This is a genomic window from Microcoleus sp. (assembly GCF_049646505.1).
GTDB lineage: Bacteria > Cyanobacteriota > Cyanobacteriia > Cyanobacteriales > Microcoleaceae > Microcoleus.
The window spans coordinates 1-19,161 of record NZ_JBARVX010000639.1 but is presented as its reverse complement, the minus strand read 5'-3'; the positions used below and the strand labels follow the sequence as shown (position 1 = coordinate 19,161).

Here is a 19,161-nt window from a genome sequence, read left to right as displayed (position 1 = left end):
TATTTGTTATTTGTTATTTGTTATTTGTTATTTGTTATTTGTTATTTGTTATTTGTTATTTGTTATTTGTTATTTGTTATTTGTTATTTGTTATTTGTTATTTGTTATTGGTAACAACTGGCAACTGGCAACTGACAACTGGCAACTGACAACTGACAACTGACAACTGCTTTCGGTACAACGTCATCAGGAAGAAGAACCCCCCCCTGCCCCCCCCAAGGGGGGAGGGAAGAAGGCAGAGATACGCAGTAAGCCTTTGAGCGATCGGTATTTTACGTTTAATTAGGTGGCTTTACTTATTAGTGCTAAAATTTCAGCTAACTGCAGCAGTACCATTTTGTAGTATACTTGTGGTATAATCGATTAGCTCGATCGAACAAAGTAAGATTAACAATAGCAATTTCTCTCCGAATCATGAACAAGATTGTTGTAGGCCTCTCCGGCGGGGTCGATAGTTCCGCAGCAGCCGCAATTTTACACCATCAAGGATATGAAGTGGTGGGTTTAACGCTGTGGTTGATGAAAGGCAAAGGTCAGTGCTGCTCTGAGGGAATGGTCGATGCCGCTAAAATTTGCGAAGATTTGGGCGTTCCCCACCACATTGTGGACAGCCGCGAGGTCTTTCAAGCAAGTATTGTCGATTATTTGGTGGACGGTTACAGTGCAGGAGTTACGCCTTTGCCTTGTTCGCAGTGCAATAAAACTGTGAAGTTTGGGCCGATGCTCAAGTTTGCTCGCGAAGAATTGGGAATTGAAAAGATTGCGACGGGACACTACGCCCGCATTACCTATGATACTGCTACGGGTCGCTATCAGTTGCTGCGGGCGATCGACCCTGGCAAAGACCAGTCTTATTTCTTGTACGATTTAACACAAGATTTACTTGCGGGTACGGAGTTTCCCTTGGGGGAAATTACCAAGACAGAAACTCGCTCAATTGCGGCGAAATTTGGCTTGAGCACGGCAGACAAGCCGGAAAGTCAGGATTTGTGCTTGGTGGAAAGTAACGGTTCGATGCGGGCTTTTCTGGACAAGTACATCGCTCCGCATAGGGGTGATATTGTTGACAAGGCCGGCCGGGTACTGGGACAGCACGACGGCGTGCACCACTACACCATCGGCCAGCGGAAAGGCCTCGGAATTGCTGCACCGGAACCGCTGTACGTGATTGAACTCGATGCTGCTGGCAATCGGGTAATTGTGGGCGATCGGCAGTTGGCAGTAGAATCTGAATGCAATGTCCAGAAAGTAAATTGGGTTTCTGTAGCCGCACCGACTGCTCCGATTCGGGCTTCTGTACAAATTCGCTATCGATCGCACCCCGTCCCCGCTACAATTATTCCTGTGGAAACCTCCCAAGCCGACGAAAAAGCCTGCGGTACAAGAGTCAAGATAATTTTTGACGAACCGCAGTTGAGCATTACTCCCGGACAAGCCGCTGTTTGGTATGACGGAGACGTGCTGTTGGGCGGCGGCATCATAGAAAAATAGTCATTAGTTATTAGTTAGAAGTCATTGGACATCTCCCATAATTGTGGAACAGGCATCCTGCCTGTTCAAAACCTGCTTTTTAGGAGATGTCTATTAGACCTCTTGCAAAATTCCTTTTAATCAAATTTTGGGACGGGCTAGAAGCCCATCCCACAAGAAAAAAGATTTTTGTGGGATGGGCTTCTAGCCCGTCCTAACTATTTTTGCAAGAAGTCTATTAGTTTTTGGTAACGACACAGCAGTTACGATACCGCAGCAGCTAAAAACTAATGACTGATGACTGATGACTAAGGACTAACTTTCTTATCCAAGCGCAACACATTTCCCCTAGAATTGCTGCGGTAAACCCAACTTTGGCGGCCGTCAGAAACTGCAACCCGCCAACCTTCCACAATCATTTGACCGCAAATTTCATCGGCTTTCGCCAGCCCCAAACAAGTATTCGGCCAACTTTGGCGGCTCGATTCAGTTACTTTCAACTTGTCAGCAGCAATCCGAGTTTGGCGCGACAAATCTTGGATAACCGCTGCTGCTACGGTTGCGGGCAATTGGTTCGGTGGATTTTGGCGCGTACTTTCTGCCAAATTCCCCGCAGAAGAAATTAGAGTATTGAGTGCCAATCCAGAATAGCTAATTTTTTGAGACACCGTTGTTGACTCTTGGCTTTCCAACCAAGCGAGGGAATCTTTGAGAACACCGGCGTTAGCCTCCGCAGTCTGTACGAAGGCTGGATACATTTCCCCAGCCAGCATTCCTGTCAGCACTACAGCCAAGATGAAAAGATTCGGCTGCTTTCGAGCTCGGTTTTGATTGTTTTGAGAGTTGTTTTCGGAGATTCGTTTCATCATACGGCCTCTGCCTCACTTTACACAATGCGCGATCGCTATTTTTACTTTTAGTTTACTGGTATTGAAAAAAATTTAGGGCTAAGTAAATATTCTGAAAAGAATCGGATTGCGATCGAGAATCTCAGTATAAATAACTATATATCGTGCCAAAACTGCTAAAGGTGTTTTAGACTGTACGAGGCGAGCTGAGCTGGCGATATTCGGGAGCATCTCAGGAATGCGTTTGAGCGTGCCTCCACGAAAAGCGAGTTTTATAGCTTGCGAGCTCTTGCGCCATCGCCCAGCGATAAAAACACTGTTTGCTAAGCCCCAGATGCTCCCCGATATTCAACAGATACAGCACAATCTGTGACAACAGAAAGGGAAGGCGCTACCAATTAACTGAGCTACCGCTGATTAATTGTAGCATTCTGGTTTGAAAGTGCGATCGAAGTGTCGATTTTAGATTTTAGACTTACTCCAAAGATGAATCTGGGAGCAAGCACCCAAGTCTAAGATTTTGAACTTTCTACGAGGGCCCTGCGGCAGCCTGTATCCGTTTTTGGGCGGGGCAAAAAAGTAGCGATCGCTACTTTTTTAGTACAATATTGTTGAAATGAATCGATTATGAATAGAAAATCCCTCGGAATCCATTTGATGAATCGGCTGAGCTATCCTCAAAAATTTACCTTAATCGGTTTTCTATTTGCCATGCCGTTAACCTTGGTCATGTACCTGCTAATTTCCGAAATTAACAGCAGGGTTGATTTTGCCCAAAAAGAAATCTACGGCAATCAATATCTGCGCCCCCTGCGACAGTTGAGGGAATACATACCAAAAGTTCAACTGTTAAACAATCAGGATTTAAATCCTTATTTAAGCAATTTCGATGCCGGGAAAGTTTTAGAAGCTAAGATAGAGGAAAACTTTCAATCTCTGGCCAATACCGACCGCAAATTAGGAACAACTTTACTTACTAGCGAGAAATTTAATAATATTTATCAAAATTGGCAAAATTTTAAACTGCGCCGCAGCCAGTGGAGTTTAGAAACTTCCGATGTTGTCTATCATAACATAGCAGCAGATATCAATAGATTGAGCGCTCGCGTCGGCGATACTTCCAATCTAATATTAGACCCAGATTTAGATACCTATTATTTGATGGATGCTACTTTGCTGAAACTTCCAGAAATGCAAAAAATCTTGTCAGAAATTAGGCTGATTTCTCAAAAAAATAGGGCGCGTTCCGATGCCACACCGGAGAAAAGAGCGCAATTAATTACTTTGGCGGGCAAATTGAGAGAACTCAATCAGGATTTAGCAATCAATATGGAGGTAGGATTTAGCAACAATCCTCACGGAAATTTGCGACCGAAATTAAGCGAACCTTTGAGAAATTTTAACTCGGTAGTAGAACAGCTAACTGGGCAACTAGATAAACTGATTTCTCCTACAGCAGCGGTGGAATATTATGCTTATTTAGATGGCAGCGATCGAGTTTTGACTTCGAGTTTTCAACTGTGGGACGAAAGTCTGACTGAATTAGACTTTCTCCTGCAACAGCGAATTTATAGTTTTGTTGCAAAAAAGCGCCTAATAGCTATTTTTGTGTTAATAATTTTAGGAATAGTTATTTATTTGTTTGCATCTTTTTACGGGGCTGTTATGCAAACTGTATTTGTGCTGGACGAAGCTTCAAAAAAGATGGCGAGCGGCAATCTGCACCACAAAATTACTTTGGATAATAGAGATGAACTGGGTCAAGTTGTGGGTTCGTTTAACAAAATTGCTGACGCTTTAGTTCGTGCCAACCAAGAAATTACTGTTCTCAACGATCGCCTAAAAGCTGAAAATATACGGATGAGCGCCGAGCTCGATGTCACTCGCAAAATTCAGCAGATGCTGCTGCCGAAAGATTTAGAACTGAAGGAAGTTGTCGGCTTGGATATTGCGGGATTTATGGAGGCTGCTGAGGAAGTAGGCGGCGACTATTACGACGTGCTCCAGCATGAAGGTAGGGTGAAAATTGGTATTGGCGATGTCACGGGACACGGATTGGAGAGCGGGGTTTTGATGATTATGGTTCAAACTGCAGTCCGAACTTTACTCGCCTACAATGAAGCCGATCCGGTTAAATTTTTAAGTGCTATTAACAGTGCAATTTATGATAACGTACAGCGGATGAAATGCGATAAAAACGCCAGTCTTGCCTTGCTTGACTATCAGGAGGGAATGCTGAAGTTGAGCGGACAGCACGAGGAAATGATTGTAGTGCGGTGTAACGGTTCTGTCGAGCGGTTTGATACGATCGATTTGGGTTTCCCGATCGGGCTGGATGCAAATATTGCTGAATTTGTTGCTGAAACCGTTGTGCAGCTAAGTTCAGGAGATGTGGTAGTGCTGTACACTGATGGGATTACGGAAGCGGAAAATATGGATAAAGTGCTTTACGGTTTGGAGCGGTTAATTGAGGTAATACAGATTAATTGGCGACGGACTGCTGCTGAAATCAGGCAGGCTGTAATTGAGGACGTGCGATCGCACATCGGCGAACAAAAGGTTTTTGATGACATCACGTTGCTGGTACTCAAACAAAAATAAGTAATTGGGAATTGGGAATTGGGAATTGGGAATTGGGAATTGGCCGAACAGGGAATTGGGAATTGGGAATTGGGAATTGGCCAAACAGGGAATTGGGAATTGGGAATTGGGAATTTGCCAAACAGGGAATTGGGAATTGGGAATTGGCCAAACAGGGAATTGGGAATTGGGAATTGGCCAAACAGGGAATTGGGAATTGGGCATTGGGCATTGGCCAAACAGGGAATTGGGAATTGGGAATTGGGCATTGGGCATTGGCCAAACAGGGAATTGGGAATTGGGAATTGGGAATTGGTAGCAACTCGCCAACAATCAACAGTCAACAGCCAACAGTCAACAGCCAACAGCCAACAGCCAACAGTCAAATAACAAATAACAAATAACAAATAACAAATAACAAATAACAACTAACAACTAACAAACAACAAATAACAAACAACAACTAACAAATAACAACTAACAAATAACAAATAACAACTAACAAATAACAAATAACAACTAACAAATAATATGATTCAGACTTTCGGCGATTTCATCGAGCAAGCCCCCTGCCAAGAATACTTAATAATTGGATTTTCGCCTAGTTCTATTCCCCTGAAGCAGCGGTGGCGGAACAACGGTTTGTCGGCGGATTTTCTGGCTGACTACTTGACGAGTTTTTTTCCTGGAAACGAAGACGACCCCTCAACAATTGACAGAAAAGTTGAAATTAAAAGCGCTGTCAGCTACATTGCTAACGAGTTATTAGAGAATGCGATGAAGTTTAATGATGAAACTTCCGATTACCCGATCGACATTAAACTGCAACTAGAGAACTCCCGACTGATTTTCTCAGTTGCTAACAGCATCCACCCGCAAGCTGTGGGCGAGTTTCAGGCTTACATTCAGCACTTGCTGGCCTCTGAGCCGAGCCAGCTTTACATTCAGCAGTTGGAAAAAAATGCTGCTGACGACAACTGTAGCGATTCTAGATTGGGCTTGCTGACCATGCTCAACGATTATAGCGCCAAAATAGGCTGGAAGTTCCAGACCGTGCAAACACACCCGGAAGTAATTTCGGTGACAACTATGGTGCAATTAACAGTATAGGTCTAGCGGGGCGATCGATAATATCTTAGGGACTTTTTGCGACAATGGAAATTAAGACAGAAGATTACCGGATCTGCTACGATCCAACAACGGCAACCGTGAGTTTTGTTGGCTCTCTCAGGCTGAGCGGGCCTGCCGAGTACGCGCCGATAACACAGTTGCTAACCGAGGTTGCCGACGGGGAACCGACGAAAATTACTCTCAATTTGCAGCAGTTAGAATTTTTGAACAGTTCTGGCATCAATATGCTGTCGAAGTTCATTATCGAGGTTCGCAAAAAAGCTCTGGTGCAAATAGCAGTACAAGGCTCTCAACGCATAGCTTGGCAAGGTAAATCTTTAAAGAATTTGCAGCGCCTGATGCCTAGTTTGCAGTTGGAATTAGTATAAACACGCGATGATTTTTATGGTGCAGGCTGTCGAACCCTTTTCTGTTAGTCGAGGCGCAAATTCTCGGGTCATGCTGGAAGAACAACCATCTAGAGAACAGCTACTTTTAGAGATTGAAAGATTGCGCCAGCAAGTGGAAGACTTGAAGGAGGAAAAAGCCGATCTCGAAATATTGCTGGAAACTACTGCCGAACATTCCGATACGGTTGAAACCCAGTTGCGCTATCGGGCATTGGAGGCGGTGCGGGAAGGCGAAATCAAGCTGGTTCAATTTCTGGAAGCGATTCCCCTAGGCGTGGCCGCGCTCGATTCTCAAGGCATACCTTACTACATCAATCACGCCGGACAGCAGTTACTCGGTCAAGGGGTTTTGCCGTTAAATGCAGTTGAGAATTTGTCAGAAACTTATCAAATTTATATCGCGGGAACTGATACTATTTACCCTTATGAGAATTTGCCGCTTGTCCGGGCTTTGAGGGGCGAAAGCGCGACTGCTGACGATATCGAAATCCATCTACCAGATCGGAAAATTCCCCTGGAAATTTGGGGAACGCCAATTTTGGGCGAGGGTGGAAAAGTTGCTTTTGCGATCGCAGTTTTTCAAGAAATCGCGGAACGAAAACAAGCTGAAGCAGACCGCCATGAATTTATTAAAAAACTCTTCGACCTCAATCAGAATTTGGAAAAAGCTCTGGATGCCGAAGCAGTAATAACTGATGCCTACGGGCGATTTGTGCCGCATCAATTTCTGAATATATTGGGATACGAAAGTATTATTGATGTCAATTTAGGCGACCAAGTGCAGCAGGAAATGTCGGTGCTGTTTGCGGATATCCGCGACTTCACGAAGCTTTCGGAAACTATGACGCCGCAAGAAAATTTTAATTTTATCAATGCTTACCTGTCGCGGATGGAGCCGGCTATTACTAGCCATAACGGATTTATTGACAAATACATCGGCGATGCAATTATGGCTCTGTTTGGCGACTTTGCAGATGATGCAGTGAAAGCGGGTATTGCGATGCTAAACATTCTGACTGATTACAACGAATACCGTCAAAATGTCGGCTACATCCCGATTAAAGTTGGCATTGGTATCAATTCGGGTTCTTTGATGCTGGGGACAGTCGGCGGCATAAACCGAATGGACAGCACTGTGATTAGCGATGCTGTTAATTTGGCATCTCGGATTGAAGGATTGACTAAAGATTACGGCGTACCTCTGTTAATTTCTCAGCAAACTTTGGAAAAGTTGCGAAATCCCGCTGATTATGCTATTCGGATTGTGGATAAAGTACAGGTTAAAGGAAAATCTCAATATGTCACAGTTTTTGAGGTGTTTGATGCCGATCCTGCGGAAATTTTGTCGGCAAAGCTAGCAAATTTGGCTGTATATAGTGAAGCGATGTTGCTGTGCGATCGCCAGGAGTTCCGAGAAGCTGGAAAATTGTTTGAAGAGTGTTTGCGGACAAATCCGAGCGATCGGGTAGCTCGCATTTACCTGAAACGCTGCCGGGATTGGCGATCGCTCCTCAAGGGAATTTAGTCATTAGTCATTAGTCATTAGTCATTGGTCATTAGTCATTGGTGATTAGTCATTGGTCATTAGTCATTAGTTATTAGTTATTAGTTGTTAGACCTCTTGCAAAAATAATTAGGACGGGCTCTCCGGCCCATCCCACAAGAGTTATTTTTTCTTGTGGGATGGGCATCTTGCCCGTCCGAACAATTGATGAAAAAGACTTTTGCAAGAGGTCTATTAGTTATTAGCTATTAGTTATTAGCTATTAGTTATTAGCTATTAGTTAACAGTCATCAGTCAACAGTTAACACTCATCATTTAACACTCATCAGTCAACAGTTAACAGTCTCTGGCTGGAAGTGCAAGTGCGCGAGGCTCTGCTCCACTTTAAATTACCTGTCGTAAAGTTCAAGCAAAATGATATAATTATAGTTTAAATTAATTCGCAAAATGACAATGGGAAATTACAAGAGACAGCCGAGAATATCTATAAAACCTTCAGTAATTAAAGTTATAGCTCTGTTCTGTCTGTGCTGCTTGTTAACTGCAAGCTGCGGGCAGGGGGCCTCTCGATCGCCCAATTCGCCCAATTCGCCCCAAAACGATCGCGTAACGATCGGCACCACCTTGAAATTGCGGACGATCGACCCTGCAGACGCTTACGAAATTATATCAGGACAACTGCTGCGTAATTTGGGCGACACTCTCTACACCTACAAGTCGGGAACTACTGAGTTAATCCCCGGCTTGGCGACAGCAATGCCAAAAGTTAGCAAAGACGGATTGACATATACAATTCCCCTGCGTCAAGGCGTAATTTTTCACGACGACACACCGTTTAACAGCGCAGCAATGGAATTTTCCTTGCAGCGGTTTATCAAAAATGGCGGTCGTCCGGCTTTCTTGTTGAGCGATGCCGTAGAATCGGTGAAAGCGACGGGCGAATACGAATTAACTTTTCAACTCAAAAAGCCTTTTGCTGCTTTTCCTTCTCTCTTGACATTTGCCGGCCTTTGTGCAATTTCTCCGAAAGCTTACGAGATTGGAGACGGTAAATTTAAACCCGATACGTTTGTAGGAACTGGACGCTACAAACTGGCGAAGTACGGTAGCGATTCTCTGAAGTTTGACGCATTCGATAAGTATTGGGGGGAAAAACCTGTCAATCAAGGAGTTGATTTGTTGCTGCTTTCTAGTTCGTCAAATTTGTTCAATACTTTTCGGACAGGTGCGATCGATGTGGCTTATTTGTCTCTGGATGCAGACCAAATTCGCAGTTTGGAAGAGGGCTCTAAAAAAGGGAAATGGCAGGAAATCGCCGGGGAAAGCAGTACAGTTAGTTATATGACGCTGAATATCAAGTCTCCACCGCTGGACAAGTTAGAAGTCAGACAGGCGATCGCGGCGGCGATGGATCGCCCGCTGATTAACGATCGCGTACTGCGGGGACAAGCGCAGCCGCTGTACAGTCTGATTCCCACAACCTTCGACGTTAACAAGCCCGTGTTTAAAGAAATGTACGGCGACGCTAACACTGCAAAAGCCAAGGAATTGTTAACGAAAGCGGGATACTCGGCCGCCAATCCGCTGAGCCTGCAAATTTGGTATCCTTCGGCTTCCACAAAACGAGCGTTAGTGGCGAGTACGATCGAGGCGCTAGCTAAACTGAAAATGGACGGGATCATGCAGGTAGAAGTTAACAGCGTTGAATCTCCGACTTTGTTCCAAAATATAGAGAAGGGGATTTATCCTGCGGTTTTGGTGGATTGGTACGCCGATTTTTTTGATGCTGACAATTACATTCAGCCGTTTTTGGATTGTGCGACGGGTTCGGCCGCCGGCGGGTGCGAAAAAGGCGCAAGTCAGGGGCAAGGTTCGTTCTATTATAACGATCGGGTGAATCAACTGATCGACAAGCAGCGCCAGGAACCAAACCCCCAAACCCGCAAAGCTTTGTTTGGCGAAATTCAGGACATACTGGCTAGAGATGTACCTTTCATCCCTCTTTGGCAGGATAAGGACTATACTTTTGCTCAGAACAACATCACTGGTGTCCGTCTAGAACCGACGCAATCCTTTCCCTTTTGGTTCCTGAAAAAGCAATAATTGTTTACAATAATTTTGAGGAGTTGAAACGTCAATAACTCTATCATATTTTGTGCATAACGGGGTGATGATTGTCACAGTTTATCGAAGAGACCGATCGCACAACCCTCTAAAAAAATGTGGGATATTATTAGAGAGAGAGAGAGATATCGCCGAGGGTGAATATATGAAATTTGGAATTTTAACAACAACAACAGCGCTGCTAATTGCGATCGGTTTTGCTTCTGGAGTCAAGGCCGAAAACGTATCACAAGTCAAGCAACTATTAGAAACTAAAAAATGTAACAAATGTGACTTGACAGGAGCGCAACTTGCTGGTATGAATCTCAGCGGGGCAGATTTGAGCGGTGCGAATTTGAGCGGAGCAAATTTGAGCGGTGCGAATCTCAACGAAGCTAAGCTGAACGAAGCCAATCTGCAACAAGCTAAATTGCAAGGTGCGAGTTTAATTGCGGCGAGAATGCACGGGGTAAATTTGGAGGGCGCAGATTTAACCAGGGCTAACCTGAGTCTGGCGGGTTTAGTAATTGCTAGTTTGAAAAACACCAACCTCAGCAGCGCTAATTTAGTCGGCGCTAATTTAGAAGGTGCCGATTTGGCTGGCGCAAATATGAGAAATGCTCGCCAGTCTGTAGCTAATTTAGCTAATGTCAGCCTCAGAGGCGGCAGTTTGTCGGGAATCGACGTACAGGGAGTTAACTTGCGGGATGCAAATTTGACCGGTGCTAATTTGACTGGTGCGAATTTGAACGGTTCCGACTTGACCGGTGCTAATTTAATGGATGCCAATATGGTAAATGTAGATTTGAAAAATGCTGCTTTGCCGTAGGACGATCGCCAATTGCTAATTCAGATGCTCGTTTTTAACAAGCTTAATATAATAATGTAGGGGCCATTTCCGAAATGGCCCCTACAGTTATAGTTGTAGGATTTATCTCGTTTCCTGTCGCCGCGCGGGTAATTATCCGGTGCGCGGCGCTTTTCCCTGACATCGTTTCCGGTTGCATAGCAATAATAAAATCGAGTCAACAGTCAACAGTCAACAGTAGAACTCTTGCAAAAATCTAAAGAACCCCACCCCAACCCTCCCCTCCCGCGGGGAGGGAGCAAGATTATTCTTGTTTCTCCCCTTAATAAGGGGGGACTAAGGGGGGTAAATTTGACTTTTGCAAGAGGTCTAAGAGGTCTATTCACCTGACGGTGTAACCGAAATTGATATGACATCTGCGATTGCTTCATATTTTGATGTCGGATCAATCTTCTTCGTCAGCATCTTGGGCGAAACGGATAATGTCATCATCGCCGAGGTACTCGCCATTTTGGATTTCAATCATCACCAGGGGAATCACGCCGGGGTTTTCCACGCGGTGAGCAGTATTCATGGGAACGTAGGTTGACTGTTTCTGCATGAGAATCGTCTCTTTGTCATCGCAGATCACTTTAGCGGTACCGGAGACGACTACCCAGTGTTCGCTGCGGTGATAGTGCATTTGGGTGCTGATGTGGTGTCCCGGTTTGACTTCGATGCGATTTATCTTGTAACGATCGCCCGCGTCTATGACTGTAACTTTACCCCAAAACCGGGTTTGCGTGCGATCGTCCGTTTTTTCGATTGTGTCGGCTGTTTCCGCCATAATATTGAGTTCGCTAACGGTGTATGTAAAAATATCTATAGTTGAAAGTATATCAGGGAGAGGGTAAGTCTGTAAGTGCGATCGATTTAAACATTACTGAATTAGCCGCCATTCGCGAGCATCAACAAATTGCGATAAATGCCCCACATTTGTTGTAGCAATTACCACCTCATTGCCTTCACTTGCCTCCAATATTGCTTGAGCCGCCAAAATCACATCCCCGTCAAGTGCATTGGGTTCTGCCGTTGGCTTTCCTCTCTTTCGTGCATCCGCCCACAACTGAGCCGCTAGAAGCATTACCTCCGAAGTCAAAGGACGGTATGTAAGGACATTCTTGAATAGGTCAAGTTTTCTGATACCTCTCTCTTTTCCCGCTCGAATCAATTCTCGCCGCACCTCATAGTCAGCAATTTCAGGCAGGATTACCATTTCGCCATTTTGTAGTAAAGAGTCTAGCCAAAGTTGGCATTCCAAATAAGGAGGTTTGGCTTGAGGATTTGTCACCATCCCCAAGGGGCCGGAATCCAAAATAATTATTCTGCTCATGGAAACAATGGTCGATTAGACATCCGATCCTCATTTATCACTTGTTCTAGACATTCCGCAATTTTTTTTTGCTCTTGTTCGTCATCCTCTTCTCGCCACGATCGCAATAATTCAATTGCACCTTGATTTCTTTGTATCCGCTCCTCCAGCGACAGTTTAGTAATGTCTATTTTCTCCGATGTCTGGGGAGGCTCGGACAAGGCTGGCTTTACCGTCACAGTTTCCAGAAATAACCGCATCATTTTAAGCAAATTAGGCCAATATTCTCTCGGAGTTTGCTGAATAACACTGAGAAACTCTACCATTTCGTTGCCAATGCGAGTTTCTGGCGCTGAAGCTGCTGTCGTTGGGCTTTCACTGATTAAAGCTTGTTCAGACACAATCACTTTTCTCCTTTCTCGGATTTATATGAATCAGCGGGTCGATCGATATCCTGGATGGGAATTAGAGATTGGCGATCGAACTCGCCTCTACTTATACCATTTTTCTTTCATATGTGCTGTGGATGAAGTCTTAGCCCCCCCTTAATAAGGGGGGGTTGGGGGGGTAATATCTAGCGCTACTTTATGAAATTGGTATTATATTTTAAACAAAAGACGGGGGGAGCATCTCAGTTGTGAATTTTTGCACAACTGAGATGCTCCCAAAGGCGAGGATAATTCATCCAGATTCTGGGATTTTTTTGAACCGCTGACATCGGCGGTTCAAAACAACCATTTCACTGAATTTCGAGGAAACTACTTGCTCAACACACCTTCAGGAATCCCCAAAAGATCCTCAATGCGCGGCATATCTTCCACAGCAATCACTCGCCCTTCATCCTCAAATCCGGCAATTTGATCGAAATTCAAATACCGATACAAATCGCCAGCAAAAGGATCGATTTTCTTGGCCACAATTTCCTGGTATTCTGGGACTGTGGGAATGCGACCCAGCAGCGAACAAACTGCCGCTAATTCTGCGGAACCGAGGTAAACTTGTGCATCTTTGCCCATCCGGTTGTTAAAGTTGCGAGTAGATGTTGAAAACACCGTTGTCGCATCTTTAACCCGCGCTTGATTGCCCATACAAAGACTGCATCCCGGCATTTCCGTCCGCGCTCCAGCCGCTCCAAAAATGCTGTAATAACCTTCGTCTTTCAGTTGCTGTTCGTCCATCCGAGTTGGCGGACAAATCCACAGGCGAGTTTTGACTTCCCCTGCACCTTCCAATACCTTTGCAGTGGCGCGGTAGTGGCCGATATTTGTCATGCAGGAACCGACAAATACTTCGTCTACCCGATCGCCCGCAACCTCACTCAACAGCTTAACATTATCCGGGTCGTTGGGTGCAGCCACAATAGGTTCAACAATCTCGTTCAGATCGATTTCGATGATTTCAACATACTCCGCATCAGCATCAGCTTCTAGCAGCACCGGATTAGCCAGCCATTCCTCCATCTTCGCCACCCGGCGCATCATCGTCCGCGCATCTTCATAGCCCCGCGCTACCATGTTTTTCAGCAGCGCGACGTTCGAGCGAATGTACTCAGAAACAGTCTCCGGGCTCAATTTAATCGTGCATCCGGCGCAAGAACGCTCGGCCGAGGCATCGGTCAATTCAAACGCCTGCTCGACCTTTAAATCGGGCAAACCTTCAATTTCCATAATCCGCCCGGAAAAGACGTTTTTCTTGTTCTGTTTCGAGACTGTCAGCAAACCTTTTTGAATTGCTACATAGGGAATTGCATTCACAACATCCCGCAGGGTTACTCCCGGCTGCAATTCTCCTTTGAACCGCACTAAAACAGATTCCGGCATATCCAAAGGCATCACGCCCAAGGCGGCAGCAAATGCTACCAATCCCGAACCTGCAGGAAAGGAAATTCCTAAAGGAAAACGTGTGTGAGAATCGCCGCCGGTTCCTACTGTATCGGGCAATAACATCCGGTTCAGCCAAGAGTGAATAATGCCGTCTCCGGGACGCAAAGCTATGCCAGCGCGCTGTGCCATGAAATCGGGCAATTCGTGGTGAGTTTTGACATCAACGGGTTTTGGATAGGCGGCGGTGTGGCAGAAACTTTGAATTACCAAATCGGCGCTAAATCCCAAACAAGCCAGTTCTTTTAATTCGTCGCGAGTCATCGGCCCGGTGGTATCTTGGGAGCCGACTGTGGTCATTAATGGTTCGCAAGATGTACCGGGACGCACGCCTGTTAAACCGCAGGCTTTTCCTACCATTTTTTGGGCTAAGGTGAAGCCTTTACCTGTGTCGGCGGGAATTGTTGGGCGGGTGAAAATAGGGCTAATTCCTAGTCCTAAAGCTTCGCGGGTTTTGTCGGTTAAGGTGCGTCCAATTAATAGCGGAATGCGGCCGCCTGCGCGAACTTCGTCTGTGATTGTGTCGGGTTTGAGGGTGAAGGTGGAGATGATTTCTCCGGCTTCGTTGGTGATTTCTCCTTTGTAGGGATGGATGGTAATTACCATTCCGGTTTCCATTTTGCTGACATCGCATTCGATCGGCAATGCGCCGGAATCTTCAGCGGTATTGAAGAAAATCGGGGCGATCGCACTTCCCAAAATATATCCGCCGCTGCGCTTGTTTGGCACAAACGGAATATCGTTGCCGATGTGCCACAGCACTGAGTTAATCGCTGATTTTCGCGAGGAACCGGTGCCGACAACATCGCCGACGTAGGCTACGGGATGGCCTTTTTGCTTCAATTGGGCGATCGTTTCGAGAGCTTGGGGCATTTTACTTTCCAGCATCGCCAAAGCGTGCAGGGGAATGTCCGGCCGCGTGGTAGCATGAGGTGCCGGAGACAAGTCGTCGGTATTCGTTTCTCCCGGTACTTTGAAGACTGTAACGGTAATGGCTTCGGCTAGTTGGGGGCGGCCGGTGAACCACTCGGCATCCGCCCAAGAATCTATTACTTGCTTGGCGTAGGGATTGGTATCCGACAGCGCGAGAATGTCGTGGAAAGCGTCGAATACCAGCAGGGTTTTGCTCAATGCCCGGGCTGCGGTGGCGGGAATGGCGACTTCGGCACTAGGATGGAGTAAATCGATTAAAGATTGGACGTTGTAACCGCCCATCATTGTCCCCAGCAGGTAAACGGCCCATTTGGGAGCAATTAGGGGGCTGTGGATTTCGCCCTTGGCAATGCCTGTTAAAAAACCTGCTTTGACGTAGGCGGCGCTGTCTACGCCTGGGGGGACGCGATCGCGCAATAATTCTATTAAGGCTTCTTCTTCCCCAGGCGGCGGATTTTTGAGCAATTCGCAGAGTTCTGAGGTTTGCTGGGCATCTAGCGGCAGCGGTGGAATTCCCTGTGCGGCCCGTTGGGCAGCGTTGCGGCGGTAAGATTCAAGCATTTGTGTTCTCTCTCGAAATTGTGTTGGGTAGTTGTTTGCAGGTGACATTACTTTTTAGATTAGGCGCTGGCGCTACATATTTGGCAAAGCACCCGCTCTTATAAAAACTTAACGCAACTTTAAAAACGGTAGACTTTCATACTAAAGAGATATCTTTTCTGTGGCTGGGGCGCTGCTTAAACTCCAGCCGAGAAGTTTTCGGGCGTTGAGTTGCATTGTTCTGGTTAAAATTAATGTGGCGGGGGGTACTGTCGATCGTCCTCTGCATCTGAAATCGTTAGTTACCGCAAATTTAAATTTGTCCGCAGAAATGGATCAATTAAAAAATGGAAAGTTTTATCCCTGAAAATGGTGAACACTGTCAGGGTTCGGCCGCCAAGCCAGAGTTGTACCGAGAACTGCAAGCAACTAAAGAATTACTGCTGACGATCGCCAATTCGATACCGATGCCTACGATCGTCAGCAATCTGGCTGATGGCACAATTATTTATAGCAACGATTTATGCCATCAGGCTTTCGGGTTCAAAGCATTTGAGATCGACGGCCAAAAAGCCGAAACACTCTACAACAAACCCAAAAAACGCCAGGAATTGCTCGATGTCCTCGCCCGCAACGGACAAGTCAGCGAGACAGAAGTCCGCCTCAAAAAAGCTGACGGCACGCTGTTTTGGGCAAGTGTATCGATGCGGTATTTGACATTGCTGTCAGAAAAAGCTGTGCTGTCGGTGTTCTGCGACATTACCGATCGCAAGCGAGCAGCCGCCAAGGAGCAGGAATTGCTCGCCTCAATCCACTTGCGCGCCCGCCAGCAAGCAGCCGTCGCTTACTTGGGGCAGCAGGCCCTGGCGGAAACAGATTTGTCTGCACTGATGGACAAAGCCGCGGTTTTAATTGCTCAAACGCTGGACGTTGATTATTGTCAGTTGTTGGAACTGTTGCCATCGGGCCATGCTTTTCAGTTGCGAGCGGGGGCTGGCTGGCAGCCTGGCCTCGTCGGCATGGCTACTGTTACCGCTTCTGCCCGATCGCAAGCAGGTTACACGTTGCTAGTTGGCAAAGCGACGATCGTCGAAGATTTGCGCGTGGAAACCCGTTTTAGCGAGTTGCCGCTGCTGCACAACCACCGGGCTGTGAGCGGCGTCACTGTCATCGTTCCCGGCAATCGGGAACAGGAGAGTTTCTTGGGACAAGCAGAACCAGCAGATACTTCCTCCTGCCAGCCCTGGGGCATTTTGGGGGTTCACACCAGCCAAAGGCGGGTTTTCAGCCAAGATGACGTTTATTTTGTAGAAGCGATCGCCAACGTGTTAGCTGCGGCGATCGAGCGGATTCGATCGCAAGAGCGCTTGCAAATGATGGAACGGGCGATCGAAAGTTGCAGCAACGGCATCGCCATCACCGACGCGACGGTTGCAGATAATCCGATTATTTATGTCAATCCCAGTTTTGAGCGGATTACTGGTTATAGCAGAGACGAATTAATGGGGAAAAATTGCCGATTTTTGCAGGGCAACGACACCGACACCGTCGCTGCCCAACAATTGCGAACGGCAATTGAAGAAGGCAGAGAAGCTCAAGTTATCCTGCGTAACTTTCGGAAAGACGGCACGCCTTTTTGGCACGAACTGTCGATCGCTCCGGTGTACAACTCGCGCCGACACTTAACGCATTTTATTGGAGTGCAAACAGACATTACCGACCGCCAGCGAGCCGAAGCAGAATTATTTTTAAATTCTCAAGCTTTAGCAGCTTTCACCGCTAATCTCAAACACTTGCACCGGATTACAACTTATCATTATCAAAATTTTCAAGAACTGGTAGACGATTATCTAACAGCAGGCTGTTTGATGTTCGGACTTTCTATCGGCATCATGGCTGAAGTTAAAAATGAAACTTTTATTGTGCGGGCTGCGAAAACCAATTTTAGATACTTCGTGTCCGGCTTAGAATTGAACCTCAGCGATACTTACTGCGCGGCGGTAATTGAACTAAAAAAAACTGTTACCTGCTCTCATATAGGAGCAGATATTGATATGCAAAAACATCCAGCTTATAAACAATGCAATTCGGAATCATACATCGGAACGCCAATATTTGTTAACAATCAAACTTACGGAACTTTGAGCTTTAGGTCGCCAGAAATCAAGAAAAAAGATTTTGAGTACCAGGAAATAGAACACATAGAATTGATGGCTCAAAGCATCGGTAAATTTCTGGCGGTTCACCAAATGGAACTTGAACGCCAGCAAGCCGAAAAAGAGCGATGCGAGTTAATATTATCTCTGCAAGAAAGTGAAGAGCGCTACCGCCGTTTAGTAGAACTATCTCCCGAAGCGATCGCCGTTCACAGTCAAGGGAAAATCGCCTACATCAATGCTGCCGGCGCAAAACTCCTGGGTGCGAGTTCTCCGGCAGAGCTAATCGGCTTTCCGGTATTGCATTTTGTCCATCCAAACTATATGGAAACAGCAAAAGAGCGCATGAGGCAAGTCGAGCAAGAAAATCAGCCGATCGAGCTTGCCGAACAAAAACTGATGCGCCTCGACGGACAAATCATCGACGTTGAAGTGGCCGGCATTCCCGCTACTTATCAAGGCTCGGCCGCCGCCCAAATTATTATCAGAGATGTCACCGAACGCAAGCGAGTAGAACAGCAACTGCTGCACGGCGCTTTTCACGACGCGCTGACGGGTTTGCCCAACCGGGTTTTGTTCATCGACAGGCTGGGACAAGCCATCCGCCGATCGAATCAGTCCCCCGATTACAAATTTGGTTTACTTTTCCTAGATTTAGACCGCTTCAAAGTAGTTAATGATTCTTTAGGACACGTTCTTGGGGATAAACTGCTAGTTGCCTTCGCGGAGCGGCTGCTAACCTGCGTGCGAGCTTCTGATACTGTCGCCCGACTGGGGGGAGACGAATTCACCATCCTGCTAGACCACATTCAGAGCCTCAGCGATGCCACCCAAGTAGCTAACAGAATACAAGCAGAACTAACTTTACCGTTTCAGATCGAAGGACACGAAGTATTTACCACCGCTAGTATTGGTATTGTTTTCAGTCGAGGCGAACTCGCAGCAGCCGACAGATCCGACTCGAATCTGTACGCTCACCCAGAAGAATTCCTGCGCGATGCTGACATTGCTATGTACCGCGCTAAAGCTTTGGGCAAGGCCCGCCACGAGGTGTTTAATTTGGCGATGCACGACCAAACTATGTCGCTGTTGCAGTTAGAAAATGACCTGCGGTTGGCTATTTTTGGTAAGGAGGAATTAGGTTCGAGCAAGGATGAATATTCGCACTTTATTTTGCACTACCAACCGATTGTTTCGATCGCCAGCGGTGCGATCGAGGGTTTTGAGGCTTTGGTGCGCTGGCATCACCCGGTTCGGGGTCTAGTGCCGCCATCTAGTTTTATTCCTGTAGCTGAGGAAACTGGTTTGATCGTGCCTCTGGGAGCTTGGGTGCTGCGGGAAGCTTGCCGCCAATTGCGCGTTTGGCAAGAAATGTTGATGAAGGAAGAAGGAAGTTCGGCAACGAGCAATGTACGGGATGTAACGGATGTAACGGATGTAACGGATGTAACGGATGTAACGGATGTAA

The 19,161-nt window shown here is 46.3% G+C and carries 14 protein-coding genes; 9 read left to right on the top strand and 5 right to left on the bottom strand.

All coding sequences use genetic code 11. From position 1 onward, the window contains the following. Nucleotides 1–414: 414 nt before the first annotated feature. A complete protein-coding gene (gene mnmA / locus WBA89_RS29505; protein ID WP_424411179.1) occupies nucleotides 415–1,491 on the top strand; it encodes a tRNA 2-thiouridine(34) synthase MnmA in 1,077 nt (358 codons plus the stop codon). Between the two features lie 287 nt (nucleotides 1,492–1,778). Here the strand turns inward: mnmA and WBA89_RS29500 are convergent, their stop codons facing one another. After that, nucleotides 1,779–2,339, bottom strand: a complete 561-nt coding sequence (locus tag WBA89_RS29500) for a hypothetical protein (protein ID WP_424411177.1) — start codon at nucleotides 2,337–2,339, stop codon at nucleotides 1,779–1,781. A 606-nt stretch (nucleotides 2,340–2,945) separates the two neighbouring features. Between WBA89_RS29500 and WBA89_RS29495 the strand changes: the two genes are divergently transcribed. The 7 genes from WBA89_RS29495 (at nucleotide 2,946) to WBA89_RS29465 (ending at nucleotide 10,854) form a co-directional block, all read left to right on the top strand. Beyond that, entirely contained in the window at nucleotides 2,946–4,919 is a 1,974-nt protein-coding gene (locus WBA89_RS29495) for a PP2C family protein-serine/threonine phosphatase (RefSeq protein ID WP_424411175.1), read from the top strand. Between the two features lie 11 nt (nucleotides 4,920–4,930). Then, nucleotides 4,931–5,302, top strand: coding sequence for a hypothetical protein (locus WBA89_RS29490; protein ID WP_424411173.1), 372 nt, complete (start codon nucleotides 4,931–4,933; stop codon nucleotides 5,300–5,302). A 127-nt stretch (nucleotides 5,303–5,429) separates the two neighbouring features. After that, nucleotides 5,430–6,008, top strand: a complete 579-nt coding sequence (locus WBA89_RS29485) for a slr1658 superfamily regulator (protein WP_424411172.1) — start codon at nucleotides 5,430–5,432, stop codon at nucleotides 6,006–6,008. 44 nt (nucleotides 6,009–6,052) lie between these two features. After that, the gene (locus WBA89_RS29480) at nucleotides 6,053–6,397 is read left to right on the top strand and encodes a slr1659 superfamily regulator (RefSeq protein WP_424411171.1); all 345 of its coding nucleotides are present in this window, start codon (nucleotides 6,053–6,055) and stop codon (nucleotides 6,395–6,397) included. Nucleotides 6,398–6,467: 70 nt separating this feature from the next. Continuing rightward, nucleotides 6,468–7,943: an adenylate/guanylate cyclase domain-containing protein gene (locus WBA89_RS29475; protein WP_424411170.1), complete on the top strand. Its 1,476-nt coding sequence runs from the start codon at nucleotides 6,468–6,470 to the stop codon at nucleotides 7,941–7,943. Between the two features lie 432 nt (nucleotides 7,944–8,375). Then, on the top strand, nucleotides 8,376–10,025 hold the full coding sequence (locus WBA89_RS29470) for an ABC transporter substrate-binding protein (RefSeq protein ID WP_424411169.1): 1,650 nt from the start codon (nucleotides 8,376–8,378) through the stop codon (nucleotides 10,023–10,025). A gap of 166 nt (nucleotides 10,026–10,191) precedes the next feature. Next, nucleotides 10,192–10,854: a pentapeptide repeat-containing protein gene (locus WBA89_RS29465; RefSeq protein ID WP_424411167.1), complete on the top strand. Its 663-nt coding sequence runs from the start codon at nucleotides 10,192–10,194 to the stop codon at nucleotides 10,852–10,854. Between the two features lie 424 nt (nucleotides 10,855–11,278). On the opposite strand, the gene WBA89_RS29460 is transcribed toward WBA89_RS29465, so the two are convergent. The 4 genes from WBA89_RS29460 to acnB all read right to left on the bottom strand — a co-directional run bounded on the left by WBA89_RS29460 (nucleotide 11,279) and on the right by acnB (nucleotide 15,558). Beyond that, complete coding sequence (locus WBA89_RS29460; RefSeq protein ID WP_424411165.1) at nucleotides 11,279–11,659, bottom strand: cupin domain-containing protein; 381 nt, start codon at nucleotides 11,657–11,659, stop codon at nucleotides 11,279–11,281. 93 nt (nucleotides 11,660–11,752) lie between these two features. After that, nucleotides 11,753–12,205: a nucleic acid-binding protein gene (locus WBA89_RS29455; protein WP_424411164.1), complete on the bottom strand. Its 453-nt coding sequence runs from the start codon at nucleotides 12,203–12,205 to the stop codon at nucleotides 11,753–11,755. Further along, nucleotides 12,202–12,585: a hypothetical protein gene (locus tag WBA89_RS29450; RefSeq protein WP_424411163.1), complete on the bottom strand. Its 384-nt coding sequence runs from the start codon at nucleotides 12,583–12,585 to the stop codon at nucleotides 12,202–12,204. Before WBA89_RS29450 ends, WBA89_RS29455 begins: the two co-directional genes overlap by 4 nt. Before the next feature lie 357 nt (nucleotides 12,586–12,942). Further along, the gene (gene acnB / locus WBA89_RS29445; protein WP_424411162.1) at nucleotides 12,943–15,558 is read right to left on the bottom strand and encodes a bifunctional aconitate hydratase 2/2-methylisocitrate dehydratase; all 2,616 of its coding nucleotides are present in this window, start codon (nucleotides 15,556–15,558) and stop codon (nucleotides 12,943–12,945) included. Between the two features lie 326 nt (nucleotides 15,559–15,884). On the opposite strand from acnB, the gene WBA89_RS29440 reads away from it, so the two are divergent. Then, a partial coding sequence (locus WBA89_RS29440; RefSeq protein ID WP_424411161.1) for a PAS domain S-box protein occupies nucleotides 15,885–19,161 on the top strand: 3,277 nt, incomplete at its 3' end.